This window comes from Halobaculum sp. D14, from assembly GCF_051195135.1.
Lineage (GTDB): Archaea > Halobacteriota > Halobacteria > Halobacteriales > Haloferacaceae > JBNTKA01.
On the sequence record NZ_JBNTKA010000002.1, the window covers coordinates 835,315 to 857,809 of the forward strand.

Here is a 22,495-nt window from a genome sequence, read left to right on the forward strand (position 1 = left end):
ACGTGTCGTTCCAGCGGCTTAAGCGGTGGCCATGCGGCGGCGACGTGGCGGCGACGAGGACAGCGACGCGCCGATCCGAGCGCGCCGGACGCCGGGCGTGTGACCGGGTGACGTGGCTCCTGCGTCGATAGCAACCCACATTAACCCCGAATCCTAACCGGTCGGGTATGAGCCAGTCGTTCGTCATCATCGGCGACGGAATCGCGGGGAGCTCCGCCGCCGAAACCCTCCGCGAGGAGGAACCGGACGCCGACATCACGGTCATCACGGACGAGGGCGAAGCCCTCTACAACCGCATCCTCATCAAGGAGTACGCGAAGGGGAAGCTCCCCGAAGCGCCCATCTCCATCCACCAGGAGGGCTGGTACGAGGAGCGCGACATCGACCTCGAACTGAACACGCTCGTCGTCGACATCCGGACGGACGACCACGAAGTCGAGACCCACGAGGGCGACGTCTACGGCTACGACAAGCTCCTGCTTGCCATCGGCGGCACCCCGCAGCAGCTCCCCGTCGACGGCTCCGACGCCGACGGCGTCCACCACTTCTGGACGTTCCAGGACGCCCGCCGCATCAAGGAGTCCGCCGACGACGCGGACGACGCGGTCATCGTCGGCGCCGGCCTGCTCGGCATCGACTTCGCCGCCATCTGCGGCGCGCAGGGCGTCTCCGGGAAGTACCTGATGCGCGGCAACAGCTGGTGGCGCTACGCGCTCTCGGAGGAGGGCGCCGAACTGATGCACGAGGCGATGCGCGAACGCGGCGTCGAGCCGGTGTTCGACTCCGGCGTCGACCACTTCGAAGTCGACGACGACGGCCACGTCGAAGCCGCCGTCGACCCGAACGGCGACCGCTACGAGGCCGACTTCGCCGGCGTCGCCATCGGCCTGAACCTCAACACGGAACTCGTCGAAGGAACCGACATCGAGACGGACGACGGCATCGTCGTCGACGAGTACATGCGGACGAACGACGAGGACGTGTTCGCCGCCGGCGACATCACCCGGTTTTACGACGTCATCCTCGGCGAACAGGCGCAGAACGGCGCGTGGGGCAGCGCGAAAGAGCAGGGCACCATCGCCGCCAAGAACATGCTCGACTACGGCTCCGAGCAGTTCGAGTGGGTGTCGTCGTACTCCATCACGCACTTCGACTTCCCGTTCCTGTCGTTCGGCCACCCGACGCTCGGCGACGACGAGGTCATGAAGAAGTTCGGCGACGACGAGTGGCGCCGCCTCGCGCTCAAGGACGGCAAAATCGTCGGCGGCGTCCTCATCGGGAACCTCGCGCCGCAGTCCGCGTACAAGTCGCTGATGCGCGAGCAGGTGGACGTCTCCGGGCAGAAGGACGTCCTGATGAAAGAGGGGTTCTCCGTCGACGACCTCGAAACCGAGGCCGCCGCGGAGTAACGCCGCACGTCGACGTTCGAACCCGAACCGTTCCGACCGCCGAACCCGAATCGCCTCGACCACCGAACCCGAACCGCTTTCTCGCCGTTTCTCGAATTTCGCTGAAGAGTACGGCCGTTTCACCGCGTCATCCCCTCGCCGCCGACCGGTTCACTGCGCGTCGTCAGAGCCGCACGCCGCCGAACTGCTCTGCCATTTGACTGTTCCCCACACTGCACCAACATTTAAGGCGTATCATGTTGTATGGTAACTCGTGGCACGACACGGTCCGACCCTGACGCTCCGACCCGCCGAGGCCGTCCCCGAGAAGGCGACCGTCCGGCACGTCGACCAGCTTTCCGAGGGCGAACTCGAAGCCGTCGCCGACATGGCGGACGGCGAGAAGCGACGCACACCGGGGCTTCAGCCGGGTGACGTCGTCGTGTTCACGTCGTACTATCGCGTGGTGGCCGCGGAGCGCGGCGGAGTCGACTCCACGGTCGCCGGGACGGCGGCGGACGGCGGCTCCCCCGTCCGCGGCCGGCGTTGAGTCGACCCGGCGCCGAGTCCGTCACGCGCTGCCGGTGTCCGTGGTCGCAGCCGCCGGCCCACCACGGCGGCGCCGCTCCGCGGTGATTCTCGCGCGGCCGCGCCGTCGGACCCGCTGACCCCCGGCGCCGCCTGCGCGTTCCAATCGACACCGTTTTCGGCGGCGTTCGCGGAACGGGTAGTATGGACGGCGGCGGTTCCACAGACATGACGCTCGCGTTCGAACTCGAGGCGCTGAAAGCGCTCGCCGACCCGAACGCGGTGTTCAACGACGCCCGCAGTTGGACCGAGTACGTCGGCGTCGTCTCCGAGAAGCCGACGTACGTCGTCACGAACTTCACCCGGAAGCACCGCGTCCGCCAGGACTTCTTCTCCGGGCCGCGCGGCGTCGCCGAGTCGCTGGAGAACGTCAAACAGCAGTTCGACACCGACCGGCACGTGTTCGTCGGCACCTCCGAGGAGGACCGCGCGGTCGCCGAGGAGACCGGCTGGGAGTACCTCCCGCTCGAGCAGGCCGCCGAGGCGGCCGGCTGGGAGCGCGCCGAACCGGAGCCGGAGTCCGACCCGTTCGAGGACGACGACGGCCGCGACGACTGGCCCTGACGGCTCGCCGGTCGCCGCGACTCACCTACCGCACCGCGTCGCCACCGCTGCCACCGCGTCGCCAGCGCGTCACTCCGCGTCGACGCCGCGTCGCCGCCACGCCCGAAATCCGGCCGCGACAACCGGACGGTTCTGCCTGCACAGTCGAGCCGGCCTGACATCTTCGTGTTTCGAAAGCACTAATCGCCGGCTTCCCCTGTAGCGTTGTACGAAATGAGTCATCAGCTGCCGGACGTGCAGGCGAGCCGGCCGGACGTCACCGTCGGGCTGAGTCAGGTCGGCGTGACCGGCGTCGAGAAGCTCGTGAAAATCGACCGCGGCGACGACCGCCCGTGGGTGTTCATGGCCGAGTTCTCCGTGTTCGTCGACCTGCCCGGCGAACGCAAAGGCATCGACATGAGCCGGAACATGGAGGTCATCGACGAGGTGCTCGAAGCCGCCGTCAGCGAGGAGGCGTACCGCATCGAGGACGTCTGCGGCGACGCCGCCGACCGGCTCATCCGGAAGCACGACTACACGTCGACCGCCGAGGTCAGCATGACCGCGGAGTTCGTGACGAAGGAGAACACGCCGGCGTCCGACCGCGAAACCCAGAGCACCGCGACCGTCATCGCGTCGGCGGTCGCCACCGAGGACGGCACCCGCGAGGAGATCGGCGCCGAAGTCACCGGGATGACGGTGTGTCCGTGCTCGCAGGGCATGTCGGAGTCGCGGGCCCGCGACAAGCTCGAAGAGCTCGGCGTCGACGACGACACCGTCGAGGAGTTCCTCGACGAGGTGCCCCAGCCCGGCCACAGCCAGCGCGGCCACGCGACGCTGACGTTCACGGCGGACGGGACGCCGGACGTCGACCTGCTCGACGTCATCGACGTCGCCCGCGACGCGATGAGCGCCCGCATCTACAACTACGCCAAGCGCCCCGACGAGGACCACATGACGTACCAGGCGCACATGGACGCGAAGTTCGTCGAGGACTGCGTCCGGTCGCTCGCCGAGGACGTCGTCGACGAGTTCGACCACCTCGACGACGACGTCGTCGTCCGCATGAAGCAGTCGAACGACGAGTCCATCCACCAGCACAACGCGCACGCCGAACGCGACATCCGGCTCGGCCAACTGCGAGACGAACTCGCTTGACTCGACAGCAGCTGCTCGACGCCGCCCCCGCCGCCTGTTTCGCCGCCGGGCGAAGGTATATGTGAACACGCCGCATGGATCTTCTCGGATCGCCATGCAACCGTGCCAGAACTGTCAGACGGTCATCGACGAGTACACCCTGGACAAACAACTCGAGCCGCTGCGCGACCTGACGGTCGACGACTTCAACGTCTGTGCGGACTGCGTGACAATCGCCGCCGACGCGTGCGTGGAGTGCGGCGGTGCGGTGTACGTTCCCCGGAAGGCGTCCGCCACGCCGGACTACTGCCCGGCGTGCCGGTCTGACCTCATCGAGCGGACGGGCAACGACCCCGGCTGGCACTGCGACGTCATCTCGACTTGACCTCGGCGGCGGGGCCGGTGCAGTCGCCCGCGACGACTGCACACCGACCGCGACTGCGCTTCGTTACGGGAACGCCAGCGGAGACGCCTCCTCCCACCGGGCGCGGAACGTCTCGTGGGCGTCGGCGGCGAACTCCGGGTCCTTCAGGTCTATCATCGCGAACGACTCGTCCGGGTCGACCGGGCTCGGTACCTCCATGCAGACCTCGGCGTCGTCGACGAGCGTGAACGTCCCGCGGACGCCGGCGGCGGTCCGCGCCTCGAACGACGGGTGGTCCGCCATCCGCTCGGTGTACCGGCGGCCGACGCTCCGCGGCAGCGTCGACGGCAGGTCCTCCGAGAGCAGCACCGACACGTCGACGCCGCGTTCGAGCGCGACCTCCAGTTCCTCGACGATTCGGTCGCCGATTTCGCCGATGTCCAGCCCCGACGCCGGGACCGACGCGATCATGACGACGCGGTCGTCCGCCGCGGCGAGCCGTTCGAGCAGCAGGTCCGCGGTGTCCTCGGCGCCGACGGCGGCGGTCCAGAACTGCTCTTCGACCGGGGTCGCCGCGTCGAGTTCCCGGGTGAGTTCCGCGACGATCTCCTCGTACTGGTCGGCCTTCTCCGCGAGTTCGCGCTTCTTCTCGTCGAGCAGCCGGTCGAGCGCCGCGTCCGGTTCGACGCCGACGTAGCGCTTCGGGCGGCTGGCCGCCTGGCTCCGGGCGAGCCGGTGGCGTTCGAGGCTGTTGAGCACGTCGTAAATCCGGCCCATCGGGACGCCGCTCGCCTCCGACAACTCCTTCGCGGTTGCCGGGGCGACGTCCAGGAGCGCGCGATACGTGCGAGCCTCGTACTCGGAGAGCCCGAGGTCACGGAGGTCTGCCATAGTTCTGCATGCGGACCGCGAAGTAAAAACGCTCCGCCAGTTTATCGGGTCGGCCGGTCGCCGACCGCGCCGGCTACTCGGTCGCCGCGGCGACGTGCCGCATCAGTTCGTCCGGAGAGTCCGCGGGGGCGGCGTCGCGGCCGCGGAGCGTCGCCGCGCCGTCCGGCGCGCGGTCGCTCGCCGGCACCACGACCTTCTCGTGGTCGGCGACGCGGAGCGCCGCCCGGTGGAGGTCTGAGCCGGCGGGGGCGCCGACGTCGACGACGAGCGGCCGGCGGGTGAGCCGCGCCGCGACGGCGCCGAACCCGGCGACCTGCGCGCCCATCCGCTCGGTGGCGCCCGCGAACGCCCCGACGGCCTCCCGTGCGCGCTCCCGGTAGTCGTCGTCGCCGGTGAGCGCCGCCAGGTCGACGAGCGCGTCCGCGAACTCGACGGAGCCGTCGATGGGGCGGAGCGGCCGGTCGAGCAGGCCGGCGCCGGTCGCCGGGCCGTCGCGGAACGCCGCCTCGTCGCCGAGGACGTCGACTGCGCGGTCCGCGACGCGGCGCGCCGTCCCGAGCCCCTCACCGAGCGTCTGCTCGGCGGCGCAGAACGCCGTCGTGACGCGCGCCGCGTCCGCGAGCAGGTCCGACCCCGCACCGTCAGCGGCACCTGCCGCGTCCGCGCTGCTCGTCGTCCCCGCTTCGCCTGCCGTCTCCGCGCCGTCGCGGTCCCGGAAGTGGACGACTCGGCCGTCGTCGACGAGGTCGTCGCGGAGGAACGACAGCGCGTCCTCGGCGGACGTCCGGGCGTCGTCGTCGTCGGTGTACGCGTACAGCGTGAGCAGCGCGTCGGCCGCGAGCGCGTTGCCGCCGGCGTAGCCGGTCAGGTCGACGCGGTCGCCGTCCGGCCCGACGCTGCCGCCGAACGCGAACCCGGACCACAGCGACTCGCGCAGGAAGCCGTGGATGCCGTCGGCGACGTCGCGGTACGTCTCGTCGCCGGTGTGGAGGTAGGCGTTCGCGAACGCCCGGAGCGCGCCGGCGTTGTCCGCGAGCAGTTTCTCGCGCGCCGGGTCCGACCAGTCCCGGGCGGCGGCGTACCGGAACACGCCGCCGTCGTCGTCGACGAGGTTCCGGTTCACGGCGTCGAGCGTCTGCGTCGCCATGTAGCGGTCGCGCTTCAGCGCGAACTCGACGGTGCGCGGCATCGGGAACTTCGCGTCGTCGCCCCACCCGGCGAACTCCGAGTCCCACTGCGACTCCAGTTGGCCGGCGAGGTGCTCTTCGATGTAGTCGCCGACCGGGCCGTCGGGGGTGTCGTTGCCGGCGAGCGCCCGCGGCACCCGGCCGGCCTCGGCGCCCTTCGCGTCCCACGTCTCCCGGACGCGGTCCAGAATCCTCCGGAAGCCGTCCGGCGCGAGATACGTCGCCCCGGAGATGAGGTCGCCGCTCGGCGTCGTGAACACGGTCGACGGGAAGCCGCCCATGTTGTACCGTTCGCGGACCCGCGGCCGCCGGTCGACGTCGACCCGGATCGGGACGAAGCCGTCGTTGACGTTCGCCGCGATGCGCGGCTCACCGAACGTCTCGGCCGCCATCTCGTGGCAGTCGTCACACCACGTCGCCGTCAAGAACAGCAGGACGGGCTTCCCGTCGCGCTCCGCCTCGTCGAACGCGGCGGCGCCCCACTCGCGCCACTCGACGTGCGTCTCGTCGGTCATACGCCGAATCCGGGGTGGACGAGGGTAAAGTCGGCGTTTACGGCCGACCTCGCGGCAGCCCCGGGCCGCGGCCGCAGGCCGCCCGGGAGACGGCCTCCAAAAGGGCTATACGGCGGCCTCGGGTATCCCGACTATGCGCATCCGCGCCCGGTACGTCATCGCGGCGCTCCTGCTGATTCCGCTGGCCGACATCCTGCTGCTGCTCTGGCTCGCGACGACCGTCATCACGCCCGTCCAGACGGTCGCGGTCGTCGTGCTCACCGGACTCGTCGGGATGCTGCTCGTCCGCGCCGAAGGCAGACACACGCTCCGCAAACTGGAACGGAAACTCGCCACCGGCGACATCCCGACCCAGGAACTGCTCAACGGCGCACTCCTCATCGCCGCCGGCGCGTTCCTGCTGACCCCCGGCGTCGTCACCGACGCCATCGGCTTCCTGCTCGCGCTCCCGCCGACGCGCTACCCCGTCCGGCGCGTCCTCGAGACGTACGTGCTGAAACCGTACCTCGACCGGAAAACCGACGGCTTCGCCACCGGCGCCGTCTGGACGGCCGGCTTCCCGAACGACGGCTCCGACTCCGGCGGCGGTCCGGGCGGCTCCGGCGGTTTCGGCCCCGGCGGCTTCGGACCGAGCGACGACGGTGACTCCGGCGGCTTCGGCCCGGCCGACACCGGTGGTGCCTCCGGAGACGGCGACGACGTCGTCGACGTCGACCCCGAACACTACTCCGTCGACAGCGACGACTCAGACAGTGAGAACGCATGACGTGACGGTGGTGCCGAACGGAAACGCTTAAACAAGTCCCCCCGCAACTCATGATTGCGCTCACCTGGGCCAATAGCTCAGTCAGGTTGAGCGCTCGGCTGATAACCGGGAGGTCCGCGGTTCAAATCCGCGTTGGCCCATCCAAAAGTAATCCGGTGCTTTGCCGGATTGAATTGGGCCGTTGGCTCCCCAGCCACCCAATTTCGACGTTCTAACGATTCTGAGACGGTAGTCTGTCGTCTTGTCCGGGAATACTTCTTGGTACCCCCCGAAGCCGTCGGGCGGTTCGTCTTAGCCGAAACGGGGTGTTAGCCGAGGACGACGAACAGGACGAACAGCAGTCCGAGCGCCGCGAACAGCACGAGGACTCCCTTGATGGCGCCTGTGGCTCCGAAGTCGCTGCCGGGTCGTCGGCCGCCGCCGCGGAGTCCGCCCATATATCGGGGGCCGTCCGTGTCCGGCAAAACTGTGGCGGCTCGGCGCCGACGCTGTCTCGGTCGGGGACGCAAAACGGGTTGGGTGGGCTCGGGCTGGGATGGGAGTCCGTCCGTCGGGCAAACGGACGGGGTGGCCCGAGCCGAAGCGACGCCCGACTCCGGGCGAGGGCCAGGCGTCGGCGGCGATATGGACGGCTGCTACAAATAACTGTGGTGAAAGTTCCGGGCGCGTCGGTACGAACAGTTCCGTCCTCGGAACAGCGACCGGCCCGCGAGGGCGAACGCGGCGGGGCGGTACGCTTCAGAACCCTTCGCGGAGGTGTGGTGCCGGGTCGGCTGCCGGGAACGCCTCGTCGAGCGCGGCGAGCGCGTCGTCGTCCGCGTCGAGGTCGCCGAGCGTCGCGAGGCGGTCGGCGGCGTGTGAGCCGACGACGAGCCGGGAGAGCGCTCCGATTCCGAGCGTGGCGTCCGGCGAGCCGTCGGTTCGGCCGCAGTCGGCGTCGCCGTCGGCGACGCTGAGGCGGAACGCGTCGTCGTTCCACGGGCAGCCGTCGTCGGTGACGTCGAGCGCGACGTCGACGTCGGCGCCGTCGGGGTAGTCGACGGCGGTCAGTGCGGCGGGGACGTCGACGACGCGGAGCATCGCGCCCGGCTTGACGGTGGTGTCCGCCGCGGCGGGGTCGTCGAGCAGGTCGAACAGCCAGTCGGTCGCGTTGCCGCCGAGCCGAACCCGGTCGACCTGCGAGTCGTGCGTCCAGCAGAACCGCAGCAGGTGGCCGCGCGCCGCCGCGTCGACCGCGGCGTGTTCGCGGACGGCGAGCGTCCGGTCGCCGTCGTCCTCGTCGACGGCGTAGACGACGTAGCCGCGGAGGTCACCGTCGCGCTCCCAGCCGTACACGAACGGGTCGGACTCCCACGACTGGAAGACGCGGCAGCGCCACCAGTCTTCGGTGCGGTCGAACGCGAGCGGCTCGGTGGCCGCCGCGTCGTAGACGGCGTCCAGTCGCTCCCAGTCGTCGGGGGCGAGCCGGACGAACTCGCCGGCCGGCTTCGGCGCGGCCGCCGACAGCGCGTCCACGTCGACCGTGGTCCGGCTGTACGCCGAGACGCGGGCGTACCCCATCCGGGCGTAGAACTCGTATTTGAACGGCCACAGCGCCGCGAACGCGACGCCGCCGTCCCGGAGCTCCTCGTGGAGCGCGCCGAGCATCTCGCGGACCAGGCCGCTCCGTCGGTGTTCGGGCGGCGACGCGACCGCGGAGACGCCGCCGACGTCGTGGACGTCGCCGCGGAGCCGCATCGAGAAGTCGTGGTAGCCGCAGGCGACGCCGAGGTCGTCGGGGTCGAGGTCGGCGGTCGGTGTCGCGTCGTCGACGTCGTAAAGTCCGCGCCGGTGGAACCCCTCGGGACGGTCCGGGCCGTCGCGGTCGGGGTCGGGGCCGCGTTCGGGGGCGAACGCGTACGCGAGCAGCCGGTCGTACGCGTCGACGTGGTCGTCGGGGACGGGTCGGTAGTCCATACCGCCGGGTGATTTCGCCGCACCAAAGCCCTTGTGTCACCGTGTTTCGACGCACCGAACGGGAAGCCGCGGCCGTCGCCGGTGGAACCGCGGGATTCACTTGACTGCAACACCGAGTCGACGTATGGCCGACACCGACGGATTCAGCCGGCACGTGACGCGCGACCGGCTGCTGCTCGCGCTGGTGCTGCTCGTCGGCATCGCCGGCACCGGCATCGTCCGCCGCCAACTCGGCGTCCTGGGGTACAACTGGCTCGGCCGGCTCGTCTTCATCTTCGGCTACGGCGGCACCGTGTTCGTCGTCTGGTACGGCTGGATTCGGCCGCTCGACCTCACCGGACCGGACGGCGGCACCGACCTCTACGCTGACGGCGACCGCTCAGAGGACCGCCCGGGAGACCGCGTGGACGAGAGCGAATGACCGCGATTCGGGGCCGACCCGGCGCAGCTCGACCGCGGCGGGGCGCTCGCACTCGAACGGAATAACGGAACGTTAATGCGGGCCCCGGAGCCACGGTGAGATACGAATGCTCCCGCTCCAGGTCATCGACAGCTTCCTGCTCGATTACAACGTCGGGCAGGCGCTCCTGCTCGGGCTCATCCTCACGACGGTCGCCACGCTGCCGGTGTCGCGGAAGGCGCTCGCGCTCAACACGATCCTGTTCGGCGTGCTGTTCCTGTTGACGCCGCAGACGCTCGTGCCGACGCACTACCTGTTCCTCGGCATCCTGCTCATCGTCGTCGGCCCGCTCGTGTACGTCACCGCCAGGGACTGACCAGACCGACCGTCGACGCCCCACCGGCCGCCGGCCGGCGGAGCGACGCGGCTCGACTCGTGCGGGCCGCCCAGCCGGGCGCCCGGCGCGTCACCGCCGGCCGATCCGTCGGATTGCCCCGCCGGCATCGCGTCGAACGCCACGCTTTTCTCGGCAGCAGTCCACCGACGGGGCATGGTTACCGCTCGCGCACCGGCGACAAGTGCGAACCTCGGGAGCGGCTTCGACACGTTCGGCGTCGCCCTCGCGAACCCGGCGGACGTCGTCACGGTCGAGCGAGCGGCGACGACATCCATCGAGGTGACCGGCGCGGGCGCACAGTACATCCCGACCGACCCGGCGGACAACGTCGTCGGCGCGGTCGCCGACGCGCTCGACGCGCCGGCACACATCCGCATCGACAAGGGCGTCCGGCCGTCGTCCGGGCTCGGCTCCTCTGCGGCGTCCGCCGCCGCCGCGGCCGTCGCGCTGAACGAACTGTACGACCGGGGGCGGAGCCGGAAGGAACTCGTCCCGGCGGCCGCCGAAGGCGAAGCCGTCGTCTCCGGCGTCGCCCACGCGGACAACGTCGCGCCGTCGCTGCTCGGCGGCTTCACGGTCGTCACCGACGACGGCGTCACCGCGCTCGACGCGGACCTGCGGCTCGTCGCCTGCCTCCCGGAGGTCGCGGTGTCGACGCGGGACGCCCGCGGCGTCGTCCCGGACTCCGTCTCCATGGACGACCACGTCGAGACGGTCGGGAACGCCGCGACGCTGGTCGCCGGGGTCTGCCGGTCGAACCCCGACCTGGTCGGCCGCGGCATGGACGACCCGGTCGTGACGCCGGCGCGGGCGTCGCTCATCACCGGCTACGACGACGTCCGCGACGCCGCCTTCGACGCCGGCGCGACCGGCGTCACCGTGAGCGGCGCCGGGCCGTCCGTCCTCGCCGTCTGCCGCCACGGGACGCAGCGCGACGTCGCGGCCGCGATGGTCGACGCCTTCGCGGACGCCGGCGTCGGCGCTCGCGCCTACCAGAGCGAAGTCGGCGACGGAGCCACGGTGCTGTAACTCCGTAGCGGTATCCGACGAGGCTGCAGCTGCCGCTACTGCGACTCCTGTGTGCCGTCGATGACGCGAGCGACGACGCGTTCGCGGACCTCCGGCTCCGGAATCGTACAGGCGTCCTTCTGCCCGAACACCTGGTAACGGTGCTCCGCGACGGCGTCGTACAGCCGGTCGCGGACGCCGCGCGGCACGTACCGGGCGACTCGGAGGAGCCGCCACGGGAACTCCAGGTCGCGCGAGACCCGGAGTACGGCGTCGGACTTCCGATACGCGCCGCTGCCGTCGACCACCACGAACGACTCGAACTCTTCGGTCGGCAGGCCCTCCCGTTCGAGCAGCGCCTGGCCGACCGGCGACGTGAGCGGCGCGAACCGGAAGACGCCGGCGTCGTCGTGCCGGACGATGAACCGGATGCCGGCGTGACAGAGGTTGCAGACGCCGTCGAACAACACGACCGGGTGTTCGGCCGGGTCGACGCCAGCCAGCGGGTCGTCGCCGTCGCTGGCGGTGCTGGCCGCGGCTGCGTCGCCGCCGCCGGCGGCGCGGTCCGGCCCGTCGTCCCCGTCGCCTCCGTGGTCTCCCTCGCCGGCTTCGTCGGCGTCGCTCATCACCGGTGGTACGTCGCGGAGCGGCATCAACGCGGCGGCAGCGCCGAAGGGGTGGTGCTGGCAGGCGACACGGACCGGCGGCTCCGCGGGGCGCCGTGTCGCACAGCCGCGTACCGCCCCGCGGTGACGGTTACGTCACGGGGCGGCTGCGTCGGTATCCGATAAAAAGGTCGTGCGTCAGTTCCTCGTCGACGACGCGGCTCGGCGTCGACGCGGATGGCGATGGTGTCTCGACGTCGGCGGCGACGTTCGCCGTTCAGACGCCGCGGCCCTGCAGTTTCTCCTCTTCGCGCATCGTCTCGTTCGCCTGCCCCTTCATGCCCTTGCCGAGGTCCTTCGAGATCTCCTTGAGGGTCTCGGGGTCGTCGTAGTTGTTGACGGCGTTGACGATGGCCGACCCCATCTTGACGGGGTCCTCCGCGCCGAAGATGCCGGAGCCGACGAAGATGCCGTCACAGCCGTGCTGCATCATCAGGGCGGCGTCGGCGGGCGTCGCGATGCCGCCGGCGGCGAAGTTCACGACCGGGAGCCGGCCCATCTCCGCGGTCTCGTGGACGAGGTCGCGCGGCGCCTCGTTCTCGCGGGCCCACTCGTCGCGCTCCTCGAAGTTCATGCCGGAGAGCATGCGGATGGACCGCTGGATGTTGCGCTGGTGGGTGACGGCCTGGTTGACGTCGCCGGTGCCGGCTTCGCCTTTCGTCCGAATCATCGCGGCGCCCTCGTCGATGCGGCGGAGCGCCTCACCGAGGTTGCGGGCGCCGCAGACGAACGGCGACGTGAACTCGCGCTTGTCGATGTGGTAGCGCTCGTCGGCGGTCGTCAGCACCTCGGACTCGTCGATCATGTCGGCGCCGGTGGCTTCGAGAATCTGCGCCTCGGCGGTGTGGCCGATGCGGCACTTCCCCATCACCGGAATCGACACTTCGTCGATGATGCCTTCGAGCTTCCCGGGGTCGGCCATCCTGGCGACGCCGCCGCGCTTCCGGATGTCGGCCGGAACCGCCTCCAGCGACATCACGGCGACCGCGCCGGCGTCCTCCGCGATGCGCGCCTGCTCGCGGTCGACGACGTCCATGATGACGCCGCCCTTCTGCATCCGTGCGAAGCCGCGTTTCACGAGGTCCGTGCCGCGTCGGAGTTCCTCGAGGTCCGTCTCGGTCATGGTTCAGCTTGCGCCCCGACCCACTTAACCGGTGTCCTTCCCCCGACGCGCCTGCCGCAATCAGCCGCCGGCGCCCCGACGACGCGCTTCGGCTGCGTCGCCGTCGCGGCTCACAGCGGCGCGTCGATGGCCTGGCTCACGCGCCGGGAGAGCTGCGGGAGCCGCGTCTCGACCAGCGCCGGGAGCTTCCCGGGGACGTCGTCGCGGTTCCGCTCCAGGACCGACGCGACAGTCACGAGCCGCTTCCGGAGCGCCCGGAGCCGCCGGTTCGCCGCGTCCGCGTTCCCGTTCGCGGCGGCCGCCTGCGCCCGCGTCGCCGCCACGGCCGCCGCCTCCAGCGCCCGAAGCAGCCCGAGCAGGCCGCCGGCCTGGAGCGCGTCGGCGTCGTCCAGCAGTCCGTCGTCCGTCCCGGTCGCCGTCCCCGTCGACCCGGTCGCCGTCTCGGTCTGCGTGGCCGTCGGCGTCGCCGTTGCCGTCTGCGTCTCCGTCCCGTCACCGCCGAGGCTGTCGTCGATTCCGTCTTCGACGGTGCCGGCCGCGGTTTCGACGCTGTCGGCCGCGTCGCCGACGCCGTCGGTCGTCGTCGCGGTTCCGTCGCCGGAGCCGCCGGTCGCGTTCCCGACGCCGCCGGTCACGCCGTCGACGGCGTCTCCGACCGAGCCGGCGGCGTCGTCCGTCGCCGTCGACGTCGCGTTCAGAATCTCCTCGACGGCCTTCCCGGCGGTCTCGGCGGTGTCGTCTGCGACCTCGACCGCGTCGACGCCGTCGGCGTCGCCGTCCTCGAACGCCTTCGCCTGCGCGAACGTCTCCGTCAGGTACGTCGTGAGGAAGTCGGTCAGCGACGCCTTCCCGGTCCGCGGCTCCGGGATCGTCGCGGTCGACTGGTCGGCCGCGGGGTTGACGCGGTAGGCGCCGCTGACGCCGTCGGCGTCCTCGATTTCGGCGGTGTAGGCGCCTTCGCGGTGCACGTAGACGCCGAAGCGGTCCTCGCCGGGCGGCTCGCCGGCGTAGACTGCTCCGGCGAAGTCGTCCTCGACGGCGAGGGACGCGACCGTCGGCGCGTCGTCGCCGCTGGCGTCCACGCGGAGCTTCACGGCGTCCTCGTTCGGCGTCACGACGACCTCCCCGCGGTCGCCGACGCCGGCCGCGGTGTCGCTGTCGCCGTCGTGGCTGAACCGCTGGCTGTGCGGCGCAACGCCGGCGGCGTTCACGGTGAGCCGGTGGTCGCCCGACGGGACGCCGCGGAGCGCCACGACGCCGTTGAACGTCGGTGCCGCGGTCGGGTCGGACTCCAGCAGCGCCACGCCCTCGTTCGTCGCCGCCGACGTTGCCACGCCGTTCGACCCGGGCGCGTCGTCGGTGCCGGTCGCCTCCCTGAGCACCGCCACCACGGCGTCGACCGGGCCGTCGACGTCGACGTCGAACCGGCTGGCGAGCGCGCTGCGGTGGTCCGGGTCGGTGACGTCCGCGAGCGGGTTCGTGAACCGCGGCTGCGACTGCGGCACGTCGGTCGACGTGAGGTGGGAGGCGACGGCGTTCTCGGCGAACCGCGGAACCGCGAACTCGAAACTGAGCTGCGGCCCGACGAGTTCGTCGACGTCGACGTCGCTCATCGGGGCCAGCGCGTACGTGTGGTCGACCGCGGCCGCGTCGGTGCCGCTCCGGCCCTCGTAGGCGAACTGCACGTCGGCCGACCGCGTCGGCAGGTCCGCCGGCGGCGACGGCAGCGACGCGTACTCCCGCACCGTCAGCTCCGGCGGCACGAAGTGCTCCCGTTCGACGTTCGGGAGCTTCGGGTGGTCGAACAGCGGCGCGCCGTCGAGCTCCGGCAGCGAGAACGGCAGCCCGAACCCTTCGTCGCGCGGCAGCCCGTACGCCGCCGGCAGGTCCAGCTTCGACAGCAGGCCGTTGTTGATGTCGGCGATGTCGCCGTCGACCGGAAGCCGTTCGAAGGCGTTCCGCGTCTCGTTGACGCCGAGCGCCGACGAGTGCGACCCGACCTCCGCGATGACCGACGCCCGGTCGGTCGCCGGGTCGAGGAACTCGTTGTTCGGCACCTTCCGGGCGTGCGCCGACGCGACGAACAGCACCGGCTCCCCGGTCACGTCGTCGCCGTCGCCGGCGTCGGTGTCGACGAACACGTGCAGCACCTCCCAGTCGTGCCAGTGGAAGTTCACGGAGAACTGGTCGAACACGGAGTAACACCAGAACTGCACCGCGGCCAGCGACGACCCGGTGTACCGCCGGACGTTGTAGAACACGGTCGGCGCCGGGGGCGCGCCGCTCGCTTCGAACTCGGCGACGTAGCCGTCGAGCGCGTCGAAGCCGTCCACGACCCGGTCGCCGTCCCGGCCGGTCCCGTACCGACGCGGGTCGGTCGGGAACCACTGCTCGGCGGCGCCGAAGAACAGGTCGGGCGCGTACGCCTCGGCGAGTCGACGCGCCCGCTCCTCGCCGACGGACTCGGTCGAGGGGGCGTCGCCGTCGCCGAACAGGCCGCTGCAGCCGGCGACGCCCGCTGAGCCGGCGGCCGCGGCGCCGGCGAGCAGGTCGCGCCGTGTGAACTCGGGCATGGTCGAAGTTGGTCGGTGTTCCGCCCCCGGACTGATTATCCCGTCGCCCTTCCCATCGATTGATTGAACTGTTCGGGCGCGGAGGCGGTGCGGGAGCCGGTGTGGGAGTCGACGCGGGGCCGATGTGGGAGTCGACGCGGGGTCGGTGTCAGAGCCGACGCGGGGCCGGTGTGAGAGTCGGGGAGCCGACGCGGCCGACGCCGGACCGGGGTGCGCCGGTGGCGGAACCGACGGAGTGATTTGGCGGGCGGCGGACGGGACAGGTATGAAGGCGGCGCTCGTCATCCTCGACGGCTGGGGGCTCGGCGACCACGACAGACGCGACGCGGTCGCGGCGGCGGAGACGCCGAACTTCGACCGGCTCCGCGGCGCCGGCGCGTTCGGCACGCTCACCGCGTACGGCCGCGACGTCGGCCTCCCGGACGACCAGATGGGGAACTCGGAGGTCGGCCACGTCAACATCGGCGCCGGCCGCACCGTCTACCAGGAGTACACCCGCATCAACGACGCCATCGACGCCGGCGAGTTCGCCGACAACGACGCCATCAGCCGCGCGTTCGACCACGCCGCCGACACCGGCGGCCGCGTCCACTTCCTCGGGCTGGTCAGCGACGGCGGCGTCCACTCGGACCAGCGGCACCTCCACGCGCTCATCGAGGCCGCCACGGACCGCGGCGTCGACGCCGTCACCCACGCGTTCACCGACGGCCGCGACACCCCGCCGCAGTCCGGCGAGCGGTTCCTCCGCGACCTCGAAGCCGCCGTCGACGAACACGGCACCGGCGACGTCGCCACCGTCTCCGGCCGCTACTACGCGATGGACCGCGACCAGAACTGGGGGCGCACCGAACTCGCGTACGACGCCATCGTGAACCGCGAGGCGCCCCACGAAGCCGACTCCGCCGTCGACGCGGTGACGGACAGCTACGACCGCGGCGACACCGACGAGTTCGTCGAGCCGACGCTCGTCGACGACCGCCCGGCGCTGACCGACGGCGACAGCGCCGTCTTCTTCAACTTCCGGTCTGACCGCGCCCGCCAGCTCACTCGGCTCCTCGCCGACATCTGGCCGGAGGACTGGGCGGCCGAGGGCGTCGAGACGGCGCCGCCGGACGTCGAACTCGTCACGATGACGGAGTACGACGCGACGTTCGACCTGCCGGTCGCGTTCCCGCCCCACCAGCCGGAGGACACGCTCGGGGAGGTGCTCGCGGCGGCCGGCCTGACACAGCTGCGCGTCGCCGAGTCCGAGAAGTACGCGCACGTCACCTACTTCCTGAACGGCGGCCGCGAAGTCGAGTTCGACGGCGAGAAGCGCCGCATCGTCGAGAGCCCGGACGTCCCGACGTACGACGAGACGCCGGAGATGAGCGCCGCCGAGGTCACCGACACGGCGCTCGCGGCCATCGACGCCGACGACCCGGACGTGCTCGTGTTGAACTACGCGAACCCGGACATGGTCGGCCACACCGGCGACTTCGACGCGGCGGTCGCCGCAGTCGAGGCCGTCGACCGCGAACTCGGCCGGCTCGCCGACGCCGTCCGCGGCGCCGGCGGCCACCTGCTCGTCACCGCCGACCACGGCAACGCCGACGACATGGGGACCGCGGAGGACCCGCACACGGCTCACACCTTCGCGCCCGTCCCGTTCGTCTACGTCGCCCCGGACGGCACTGCCGGCGGCCGCAGCGTCCGCTCGGGCGGGTCGCTGGTCGACATCGCGCCGACGCTGCTCGAACTCGTCGGCGTCGACGAGCCGGACGCCATGACCGGCGAGTCGCTGCTTTTGGACGACCGGACGCTGTGAAGTGAGAAACGGAACGGGCCGCCCGCGGTCGGCGTCGACGCAGTCGGTGTCGCCGCGTCGACGTTGCTGCGGCGGCGACGCAGCCGCCTGGGCTGGCTCACACGGCGCTGAGCTGCTCTGCGGTGAGCACGCGGACCGACGCCGGGCGTTTCACGTAGTCGCCCTCGGTCGCGCAGACGACCTGTGAGACGCCGCGCTGGGCGGCAACGTCCAGCACCTTCTGTGTCAGTTCGCCGTCGACGACCAGCGCGAACGGCGCCTCGTCGGCGTCGCTGACCGCGTCGAACGCCTCGGCGGCCGGCACCTCGGCGAGCACGCCGTAGTCCGCGTCGAGCAGCCGCGCCCGGTTCGACTCCGCGTCGACGACCTCCCGGACGTGTTCCCGAAGCGTCGACGGCTCGGACGTCGACTCGGCGGATTCGGCTGACTCGGCGGATTCGGCTGACTCGGCGGATTCGGCTGACTCGGCTGACTCGGCTGACTCGGCCGACTCCGTCTGCGAACCTCGGCGCTGTTCCGACGCAGCGGCGGTGGCTGCGGCGCCGTTCGCGGCGGCCTCAGCGGCGGCGTCAGCGGTCGGCTCGGCGGCTTTCGTCGCGGAATCGGCTGATTCGGACGACTCGGACGATTCGGCCGGCGCAGTGCGGCCAGTCGTGACGGCGACCGACCGGTCGATTCCGGGCGTCGCGTCCGCACCCTCGCCGGCGTCGTCGGCTGCGTCGCCGTCCGCGTCCGAGTCCGAGTCCGCGTCCGGGTCCGCGTCCGGGTCCGCGTCGCGGTCGGCGGAGCCGGTGCGTTCGTCGGCCGGGGACGAGCCGCCGAGGTCGACGGCGTCGAGCGGCATCTTCTCGCGGAGCGCCGCCATCACTTCGTGCCGTGCCAGGTCCTCGACGGAGCGGCTCGAGGGCGCGAACGCCACGTAGTCGACGTCGCCGACCTGTGCGAGTTCGCGCAGGATGAGTTCGCCGCCGCGGTCGCCGTCGAGGAACGCCGTGACGGTGCGCTCGCCGGTGAGGTCGGCGACGGCGTCGGGGACGTTCGTCCCCTCGACGGCGACGCCGTTCTTGATGCCGTACCGGAGCAGCGTCAACACGTCCGAGCGCCCCTCGACGACGATGACGGCGTCCGAGTCGCGGACGCGCGGCCCCGCGGGGAGCCCCTCGTACTCGTCGATGCGGTCGACGCGGTGGGCCTCGCGGACCTCGTCGAGGATCTCCTTCGAGTCCATGACGGACTCGTCGAACGAGTCGTTGAGCAGCTCCTTCGCGCGGTCGACGACCTCGCGGCGCTGGGCGGCCCGCATGTCCTCGATGTCGGTCACTTCGACGCGGGCCTCACACGGCCCGACGCGGGTGATGGCTTCGAGGCTCGCCGCCAGAATCGACGTCTCCACCTTGTCGAGTCCGGAGGCGATGGTGAGCCGCCCGAAGCTCTGGCCGTTCTCGGAGTCGACGTCGACGTCGATGCGGCCGACCTTCGAGCGCTGCTGGAGGTCGCGGAGGTCCAGTTCGTCGCCGAGCAGTCCTTCCGTCTGTCCGAACACCGCGCCGACGACGTCGCTGCGCTCGACGACGCCGTCCGCGGTGATGCGTGCGTGAATCAGGTATTTGGCTGAGTCGTCCATGTGAAATCCCCTCGTCGGGGTGTGATGATGGTGAGGTGATGGTGACGGGAGTCACCGTCTGCTATATAAGGCGTCGGCGACGCAAATACCTATCGTACCGCCGGGTGGACGAACGGGCAGTTCCTGCGGCCGGGCGAAAGACACATCGACCCCTGCGGCAACTGACAGGCGTGAACGAAGCCGGCCTCACGTCGCTCCTCGACCAGGAGACGATGGCCGACCGCGTCGCCGCCGGCGCCCCCGACTGGGTGGTCCGGCACTTCGAGACGTTCACCGGTGCGCTCACCGGCGAACGAAACGGAACGCCGTTCCCCTGTCACTTCGGTACCAACGCCGTCCAGCGCGGCGACCTGCTGTACACCGCCGTCCCCTCGCTCACCGACCCGGACGCGCTGTTCGGCCTCCGCGACGCGCTTCTGGAGTACCTCGACGTCTACGAGGACCACGCTGACCTCGCGCCGCTCGTCGTCTTCTTCGCGCCGCCGGACGACGTGGCGTCGCTCACCGAGGCGGACTGGCACGAAGCGATGTGGCACGTCCTCCAGTTCCTCCACGTCAACGATCCGGAGCCGTGGCCCGACGACATCCCGACCGACCCCGACGACCCGTACTTCGAGTTTTGCTTCGGCGGCGAACCGCTGTTCCCGACCTGCCGCGCACCGTTTTACGAGGAGCGGAAGAGCCGGTACTGCCCGGTCAGCCTCGAAACCACCTTCCAGCCGCGCTCCGTCTTCGACGGCCTGACGCACGACACCGAAGCCGGCCAGCACGCCCGCGACGTCATCCAGGGCCGGCTCGGCGACTACGACGGCGTCTGCCCGCACGCGGACCTCGGCGACTGGGGCGTCGACGGCGACCGCGAGTGGCGCCAGTACCTGTTCTCGGCCGACGAGTCGCAGTTCCCCGACGAGTGCCCGCTCACGGTGACGCCGGAGGTCACGGCGCTCGACGGCGACGAGCCACCGGCCGCGGGAGCCGACTGATGCCGGACCCCCTCCCCGCGCTGCTGTTCGTGGACTTCCAGACCGGCTTCGACGACCCGGGCTGGGGCGACCGGAACAACCCGGACGCCGAGGCGAACGCGCGGCGGCTGCTCGCGGAGTGGCGCGACCGCGGCGGCGACGTCGTCCACGTCCGGCACGACTCGACGGAGCCGGATTCGCCGCTGCGCGCCGACCGCGACGGCTTCGCGTTCAAGCCGGGGCTGCGTCCCGCCGACGACGAACCGAGCCTCGTGAAACGAGTGAACTCGGCGTTCGTCGGGACGGACCTCGAATCCCTGCTCCGCGACGCCGGCCACGACGCGGTCGTCGTCGCCGGGCTCACCACGGACCACTGCGTCTCCACGACGACCCGGATGGCGGAGAACCTCGGCTTCGCACCGACCGTCGTCGCCGACGCCACGGCGACGCATCCCCGCGAGTACGACGGCGAAACGTTCGACCCGGAGACGGTTCACCGGACCGCGCTCGCACACCTCCGCGGCGAGTTCGCCGCCGTCCGCGACACCGACGGCGTGCTCTCCTCGCTCCCGGACAGCGCCGGCGACGCGGATTCCGCTGTCGACGCGGACGCCACCGGCGGCGAGGACTAGGCGAGGTCGTCGACGAGTCGGCGGAGCGACGCGAGGTCGAACTGTCCCGGGGCGGTCGCGTCCGCGGCGTCGACCGGAGCGTAGCCGATGCGGGAGCCGTACACCGGCGCGACGGCCCGGGTGTGCTTGCCGGCGTCGCCCATCGCCATCGTCGCGACGCGGTCGCCGCGGGCGGTGGCGCGGTGCGTCGCCGCGAGGACGTCGAGGGCGTCGCCGCGGTCGTGCGCCGTCACCGCCAGTTTCCCGACGTCGCCGGCGGCCGCCGCGGCGCGGAGCAGCGCGTCGAGCGTCCGCGGCGACCGCGTCCCGTCGAAGTCGTGAACCGACGCGACGACGGCGGCGTCGTTCGCCCGCGCGGCCGCCACCAGTTCCGCCGGGTCGACGTCGTTGGTCCCCGCCGGGCGGCCGCGGAGCGTCGCCAGTTCCACGTCGACCGCCTCGACGGCGTCGTGTTCGACGGCCTCGGCGAGCGCGTCGAGTCGGCTGTACGGCGCGGACTCGCCGCCCTCCCACCGCGGCCGGTTCGTCACGAGCAGCGGCAGCTCCCCGTCGTAGCCGGCGAGCGCGTCGAGCGGGTCCGCCGCGAGGTCCATCCGGAACTCGACGCAGTCCGCGTCGTCGCGGGCGGCCGGCTCCGCCGCGAGGTCGTCGGTGGCGGCCGCCAGCGTGAACGAGTCGAAGTCCATAGGCGTCGTTCCACGTGCCGCCTCAAAACTGGCTCGGCGTCGCCAACGCTGACGGGGCGGAGAAACGGACCGGAGAACGCCGTTCGGTGGTGCGTCGAGGCCGAGCCACGGGACGCGGCTACGCAGCTACTCGACGACGTAACTGCGTGACTGCGTGACTGCGCGACTACGCGACGAGGCCTTCTTCGGCTTCGAGCAACTCGTGGTAGCGGTTCCGGATGGTGACCTCGGAGATGTCCGCGACCTCCGAGACCGCCGCCTGCGTCGTCTTCTCGTTCGTGAGTAGCGCGGCGGCGTAGACGGCGGCGGCCGCGAGCCCGACCGGCGACTTGCCGGAGTGGACGCCCTGCTCTTTCGCGTTCCGGAGGAGCTGTTTGGCGCGCATCTCCGACTCGTCAGAGAGGTCGAGCGAGGAGGCGAACCGCGGGACGTACTGCTCGGGGTCCGCGGGCTTCACCTCCAGTTTCAGTTCGCGGACGACGTAGCGGTACGTCCGCGCGACCTCGTCTTTGCTGACGCGGGAGACGTCGGCGATCTCGTCGAGGCTCCGCGGGACGCCGGCCATCCGGGCGGCGGCGTACGTACACGCCGTCGAGACGCCCTCGATGGAGCGGCCCGGCAGGAGGTCCTCGTCGAGCGCGCGGCGGTAGATGACGGAGGCGGTCTCGCGGACGTTGTCCGGGAGGCCGAGGGCGGACGCCATCCGGTCGATTTCGCCGAGCGCCTGCTTCAGGTTCCGCTCTTTCGAGTCGCGCGTCCGGAACCGCTCGTTCCACTTGCGGAGCCGCCGCATCTTCTGACGCTGGCGGGAGCCGAGCGACCGGCCGTAGGCGTCCTGGTCGCGCCAGTCGATGTTGGTCGACAGCCCCTTGTCGTGCATCGTGTTCGTGGTCGGGGCGCCGACCCGGCTCTTTTTGTCCTTCTCGGCGGCGTCGAACGCGCGCCACTCGGGGCCGCGGTCGACGGAGTCCTCCTCGACGACGAGCCCGCAGTCCGCGCAGACGGTTTCGCCGTGCTCCTCGTCCTGGATGACGTGGCCGCCGCACTCGGGACAGCTCAGCCCCTCGTCGGCCTCCGTCTCCTGTTCGGTCTGCTGTTCGTCCGCTCGTTCTCGGTTCGCTGCTGGGTGTCGGGTGTGTGTTCTCTCGCTCATCGTGGGGCGGGTGCTCCCTGGGTGGCCGCGAAAAAAGCCCAGGTCAGTCTGTACCCCACAGAGATGGGAGAAAGACTTAAATTAAACGGTGTTGGGCGGAGCGGCCTCCACGCCGTCACCGGGTCACGGA

22 protein-coding genes and 1 tRNA gene are annotated in these 22,495 nt (G+C 71.2%); 13 read left to right on the forward strand and 10 right to left on the reverse strand.

All coding sequences use genetic code 11. The annotated features are described in order from the left end of the window. The first annotated feature begins 167 nt into the window (after nucleotides 1-167). The 5 genes from ACQUST_RS10100 to ACQUST_RS10120 all read left to right on the forward strand — a co-directional run bounded on the left by ACQUST_RS10100 (nucleotide 168) and on the right by ACQUST_RS10120 (nucleotide 4,041). Nucleotides 168-1,409: an NAD(P)/FAD-dependent oxidoreductase gene (locus ACQUST_RS10100; protein ID WP_435127853.1), complete on the forward strand. Its 1,242-nt coding sequence runs from the start codon at nucleotides 168-170 to the stop codon at nucleotides 1,407-1,409. Between the two features lie 253 nt (nucleotides 1,410-1,662). Continuing rightward, entirely contained in the window at nucleotides 1,663-1,938 is a 276-nt protein-coding gene (locus ACQUST_RS10105; RefSeq protein WP_435127855.1) for a hypothetical protein, read from the forward strand. Between the two features lie 182 nt (nucleotides 1,939-2,120). Further along, nucleotides 2,121-2,540 (forward strand): DUF7124 domain-containing protein, encoded by a 420-nt coding sequence (locus ACQUST_RS10110; RefSeq protein WP_435127857.1) that lies wholly within the window; start codon nucleotides 2,121-2,123, stop codon nucleotides 2,538-2,540. A 213-nt stretch (nucleotides 2,541-2,753) separates the two neighbouring features. Continuing rightward, nucleotides 2,754-3,677: a GTP cyclohydrolase MptA gene (gene mptA, locus ACQUST_RS10115; RefSeq protein WP_435127858.1), complete on the forward strand. Its 924-nt coding sequence runs from the start codon at nucleotides 2,754-2,756 to the stop codon at nucleotides 3,675-3,677. Between the two features lie 94 nt (nucleotides 3,678-3,771). Beyond that, nucleotides 3,772-4,041 (forward strand): DUF7571 family protein, encoded by a 270-nt coding sequence (locus tag ACQUST_RS10120; RefSeq protein WP_435127860.1) that lies wholly within the window; start codon nucleotides 3,772-3,774, stop codon nucleotides 4,039-4,041. Between the two features lie 63 nt (nucleotides 4,042-4,104). On the opposite strand, the gene ACQUST_RS10125 is transcribed toward ACQUST_RS10120, so the two are convergent. Together ACQUST_RS10125 and ACQUST_RS10130 are read right to left on the reverse strand one after the other, a co-directional pair. Further along, nucleotides 4,105-4,911, reverse strand: a complete 807-nt coding sequence (locus ACQUST_RS10125; RefSeq protein ID WP_435127861.1) for a TrmB family transcriptional regulator — start codon at nucleotides 4,909-4,911, stop codon at nucleotides 4,105-4,107. Between the two features lie 73 nt (nucleotides 4,912-4,984). Then, nucleotides 4,985-6,613, reverse strand: coding sequence for a DUF255 domain-containing protein (locus tag ACQUST_RS10130; protein ID WP_435127863.1), 1,629 nt, complete (start codon nucleotides 6,611-6,613; stop codon nucleotides 4,985-4,987). Nucleotides 6,614-6,752: 139 nt separating this feature from the next. On the opposite strand from ACQUST_RS10130, the gene ACQUST_RS10135 reads away from it, so the two are divergent. Next, nucleotides 6,753-7,379, forward strand: coding sequence for an FxsA family protein (locus ACQUST_RS10135; RefSeq protein ID WP_435128178.1), 627 nt, complete (start codon nucleotides 6,753-6,755; stop codon nucleotides 7,377-7,379). 66 nt (nucleotides 7,380-7,445) lie between these two features. Beyond that, nucleotides 7,446-7,519, forward strand: a tRNA-Ile gene (locus ACQUST_RS10140). Nucleotides 7,520-7,687: 168 nt separating this feature from the next. On the opposite strand, the gene ACQUST_RS10145 is transcribed toward ACQUST_RS10140, so the two are convergent. Together ACQUST_RS10145 and ACQUST_RS10150 are read right to left on the reverse strand one after the other, a co-directional pair. Next, on the reverse strand, nucleotides 7,688-7,816 hold the full coding sequence (locus ACQUST_RS10145) for a hypothetical protein (RefSeq protein WP_435127865.1): 129 nt from the start codon (nucleotides 7,814-7,816) through the stop codon (nucleotides 7,688-7,690). A 301-nt stretch (nucleotides 7,817-8,117) separates the two neighbouring features. Further along, nucleotides 8,118-9,335 (reverse strand): GNAT family N-acetyltransferase, encoded by a 1,218-nt coding sequence (locus ACQUST_RS10150; RefSeq protein ID WP_435127867.1) that lies wholly within the window; start codon nucleotides 9,333-9,335, stop codon nucleotides 8,118-8,120. Nucleotides 9,336-9,459: 124 nt separating this feature from the next. On the opposite strand from ACQUST_RS10150, the gene ACQUST_RS10155 reads away from it, so the two are divergent. The 3 genes from ACQUST_RS10155 (at nucleotide 9,460) to ACQUST_RS10165 (ending at nucleotide 11,161) form a co-directional block, all read left to right on the forward strand. Then, the gene (locus ACQUST_RS10155; RefSeq protein WP_435127869.1) at nucleotides 9,460-9,756 is read left to right on the forward strand and encodes a hypothetical protein; all 297 of its coding nucleotides are present in this window, start codon (nucleotides 9,460-9,462) and stop codon (nucleotides 9,754-9,756) included. A gap of 106 nt (nucleotides 9,757-9,862) precedes the next feature. Beyond that, nucleotides 9,863-10,111 carry a hypothetical protein gene (locus ACQUST_RS10160; RefSeq protein WP_435127871.1) on the forward strand — a complete coding sequence of 83 codons (249 nt, stop codon included), beginning with the start codon at nucleotides 9,863-9,865 and terminating at the stop codon, nucleotides 10,109-10,111. A gap of 174 nt (nucleotides 10,112-10,285) precedes the next feature. Beyond that, nucleotides 10,286-11,161 carry a homoserine kinase gene (locus ACQUST_RS10165; RefSeq protein WP_435127873.1) on the forward strand — a complete coding sequence of 292 codons (876 nt, stop codon included), beginning with the start codon at nucleotides 10,286-10,288 and terminating at the stop codon, nucleotides 11,159-11,161. Nucleotides 11,162-11,196: 35 nt separating this feature from the next. On the opposite strand, the gene ACQUST_RS10170 is transcribed toward ACQUST_RS10165, so the two are convergent. The 3 genes from ACQUST_RS10170 to ACQUST_RS10180 all read right to left on the reverse strand — a co-directional run bounded on the left by ACQUST_RS10170 (nucleotide 11,197) and on the right by ACQUST_RS10180 (nucleotide 15,501). Continuing rightward, nucleotides 11,197-11,766: a thiol-disulfide oxidoreductase DCC family protein gene (locus tag ACQUST_RS10170; RefSeq protein WP_435127875.1), complete on the reverse strand. Its 570-nt coding sequence runs from the start codon at nucleotides 11,764-11,766 to the stop codon at nucleotides 11,197-11,199. A 256-nt stretch (nucleotides 11,767-12,022) separates the two neighbouring features. Beyond that, the gene (pdxS, locus tag ACQUST_RS10175) at nucleotides 12,023-12,928 is read right to left on the reverse strand and encodes a pyridoxal 5'-phosphate synthase lyase subunit PdxS (protein ID WP_435127877.1); all 906 of its coding nucleotides are present in this window, start codon (nucleotides 12,926-12,928) and stop codon (nucleotides 12,023-12,025) included. A gap of 110 nt (nucleotides 12,929-13,038) precedes the next feature. Then, a complete protein-coding gene (locus ACQUST_RS10180) occupies nucleotides 13,039-15,501 on the reverse strand; it encodes a hypothetical protein (RefSeq protein WP_435127879.1) in 2,463 nt (820 codons plus the stop codon). Nucleotides 15,502-15,766: 265 nt separating this feature from the next. Here ACQUST_RS10180 and gpmI point away from each other — a divergent pair, with 265 nt between their 5' ends. Beyond that, the gene (gene gpmI / locus ACQUST_RS10185) at nucleotides 15,767-17,308 is read left to right on the forward strand and encodes a 2,3-bisphosphoglycerate-independent phosphoglycerate mutase (protein WP_435127881.1); all 1,542 of its coding nucleotides are present in this window, start codon (nucleotides 15,767-15,769) and stop codon (nucleotides 17,306-17,308) included. A gap of 97 nt (nucleotides 17,309-17,405) precedes the next feature. On the opposite strand, the gene dnaG is transcribed toward gpmI, so the two are convergent. Continuing rightward, complete coding sequence (gene dnaG / locus ACQUST_RS10190; protein ID WP_435127883.1) at nucleotides 17,406-18,932, reverse strand: DNA primase DnaG; 1,527 nt, start codon at nucleotides 18,930-18,932, stop codon at nucleotides 17,406-17,408. A 170-nt stretch (nucleotides 18,933-19,102) separates the two neighbouring features. Between dnaG and ACQUST_RS10195 the strand changes: the two genes are divergently transcribed. After that, nucleotides 19,103-19,915, forward strand: a complete 813-nt coding sequence (locus tag ACQUST_RS10195) for a YqcI/YcgG family protein (protein ID WP_435127885.1) — start codon at nucleotides 19,103-19,105, stop codon at nucleotides 19,913-19,915. Further along, complete coding sequence (locus ACQUST_RS10200) at nucleotides 19,915-20,526, forward strand: cysteine hydrolase family protein (protein ID WP_435127887.1); 612 nt, start codon at nucleotides 19,915-19,917, stop codon at nucleotides 20,524-20,526. The genes ACQUST_RS10195 and ACQUST_RS10200 overlap by 1 nt, the downstream gene beginning before the upstream one ends. Here ACQUST_RS10200 and ACQUST_RS10205 read toward each other — a convergent pair. Together ACQUST_RS10205 and ACQUST_RS10210 are read right to left on the reverse strand one after the other, a co-directional pair. Then, nucleotides 20,523-21,212 carry a type I 3-dehydroquinate dehydratase gene (locus tag ACQUST_RS10205; RefSeq protein ID WP_435127889.1) on the reverse strand — a complete coding sequence of 230 codons (690 nt, stop codon included), beginning with the start codon at nucleotides 21,210-21,212 and terminating at the stop codon, nucleotides 20,523-20,525. The two genes, ACQUST_RS10200 and ACQUST_RS10205, sit on opposite strands and share 4 nt — an antisense overlap. A gap of 166 nt (nucleotides 21,213-21,378) precedes the next feature. Then, nucleotides 21,379-22,365, reverse strand: a complete 987-nt coding sequence (locus ACQUST_RS10210) for a transcription initiation factor IIB (protein ID WP_435127891.1) — start codon at nucleotides 22,363-22,365, stop codon at nucleotides 21,379-21,381. Between the last annotated feature and the right edge of the window lie 130 nt (nucleotides 22,366-22,495).

What these genes read in the sequence shown, in the direction of transcription:
- ACQUST_RS10150 (WP_435127867.1), bottom strand. Translation starts at nt 9,335, where the DNA reads ATGGACTACCGACCCGTCCCCGACGACCACGTCGACGCGTACGACCGG.
- ACQUST_RS10160 (WP_435127871.1), top strand. Translation starts at nt 9,863, where the DNA reads ATGCTCCCGCTCCAGGTCATCGACAGCTTCCTGCTCGATTACAACGTC.
- pdxS (WP_435127877.1), bottom strand. Translation starts at nt 12,928, where the DNA reads ATGACCGAGACGGACCTCGAGGAACTCCGACGCGGCACGGACCTCGTG.
- gpmI (WP_435127881.1), top strand. Translation starts at nt 15,767, where the DNA reads ATGAAGGCGGCGCTCGTCATCCTCGACGGCTGGGGGCTCGGCGACCAC.
- ACQUST_RS10200 (WP_435127887.1), top strand. Translation starts at nt 19,915, where the DNA reads ATGCCGGACCCCCTCCCCGCGCTGCTGTTCGTGGACTTCCAGACCGGC.
- ACQUST_RS10155 (WP_435127869.1), top strand. Translation starts at nt 9,460, where the DNA reads ATGGCCGACACCGACGGATTCAGCCGGCACGTGACGCGCGACCGGCTG.
- ACQUST_RS10125 (WP_435127861.1), bottom strand. Translation starts at nt 4,911, where the DNA reads ATGGCAGACCTCCGTGACCTCGGGCTCTCCGAGTACGAGGCTCGCACG.
- ACQUST_RS10110 (WP_435127857.1), top strand. Translation starts at nt 2,121, where the DNA reads ATGGACGGCGGCGGTTCCACAGACATGACGCTCGCGTTCGAACTCGAG.
- ACQUST_RS10130 (WP_435127863.1), bottom strand. Translation starts at nt 6,613, where the DNA reads ATGACCGACGAGACGCACGTCGAGTGGCGCGAGTGGGGCGCCGCCGCG.
- ACQUST_RS10205 (WP_435127889.1), bottom strand. Translation starts at nt 21,212, where the DNA reads ATGGACTTCGACTCGTTCACGCTGGCGGCCGCCACCGACGACCTCGCG.
- dnaG (WP_435127883.1), bottom strand. Translation starts at nt 18,932, where the DNA reads ATGGACGACTCAGCCAAATACCTGATTCACGCACGCATCACCGCGGAC.
- ACQUST_RS10165 (WP_435127873.1), top strand. Translation starts at nt 10,286, where the DNA reads ATGGTTACCGCTCGCGCACCGGCGACAAGTGCGAACCTCGGGAGCGGC.
- ACQUST_RS10180 (WP_435127879.1), bottom strand. Translation starts at nt 15,501, where the DNA reads ATGCCCGAGTTCACACGGCGCGACCTGCTCGCCGGCGCCGCGGCCGCC.
- ACQUST_RS10170 (WP_435127875.1), bottom strand. Translation starts at nt 11,766, where the DNA reads ATGAGCGACGCCGACGAAGCCGGCGAGGGAGACCACGGAGGCGACGGG.
- ACQUST_RS10145 (WP_435127865.1), bottom strand. Translation starts at nt 7,816, where the DNA reads ATGGGCGGACTCCGCGGCGGCGGCCGACGACCCGGCAGCGACTTCGGA.
- ACQUST_RS10210 (WP_435127891.1), bottom strand. Translation starts at nt 22,365, where the DNA reads ATGAGCGAGAGAACACACACCCGACACCCAGCAGCGAACCGAGAACGA.
- ACQUST_RS10120 (WP_435127860.1), top strand. Translation starts at nt 3,772, where the DNA reads ATGCAACCGTGCCAGAACTGTCAGACGGTCATCGACGAGTACACCCTG.
- ACQUST_RS10100 (WP_435127853.1), top strand. Translation starts at nt 168, where the DNA reads ATGAGCCAGTCGTTCGTCATCATCGGCGACGGAATCGCGGGGAGCTCC.
- mptA (WP_435127858.1), top strand. Translation starts at nt 2,754, where the DNA reads ATGAGTCATCAGCTGCCGGACGTGCAGGCGAGCCGGCCGGACGTCACC.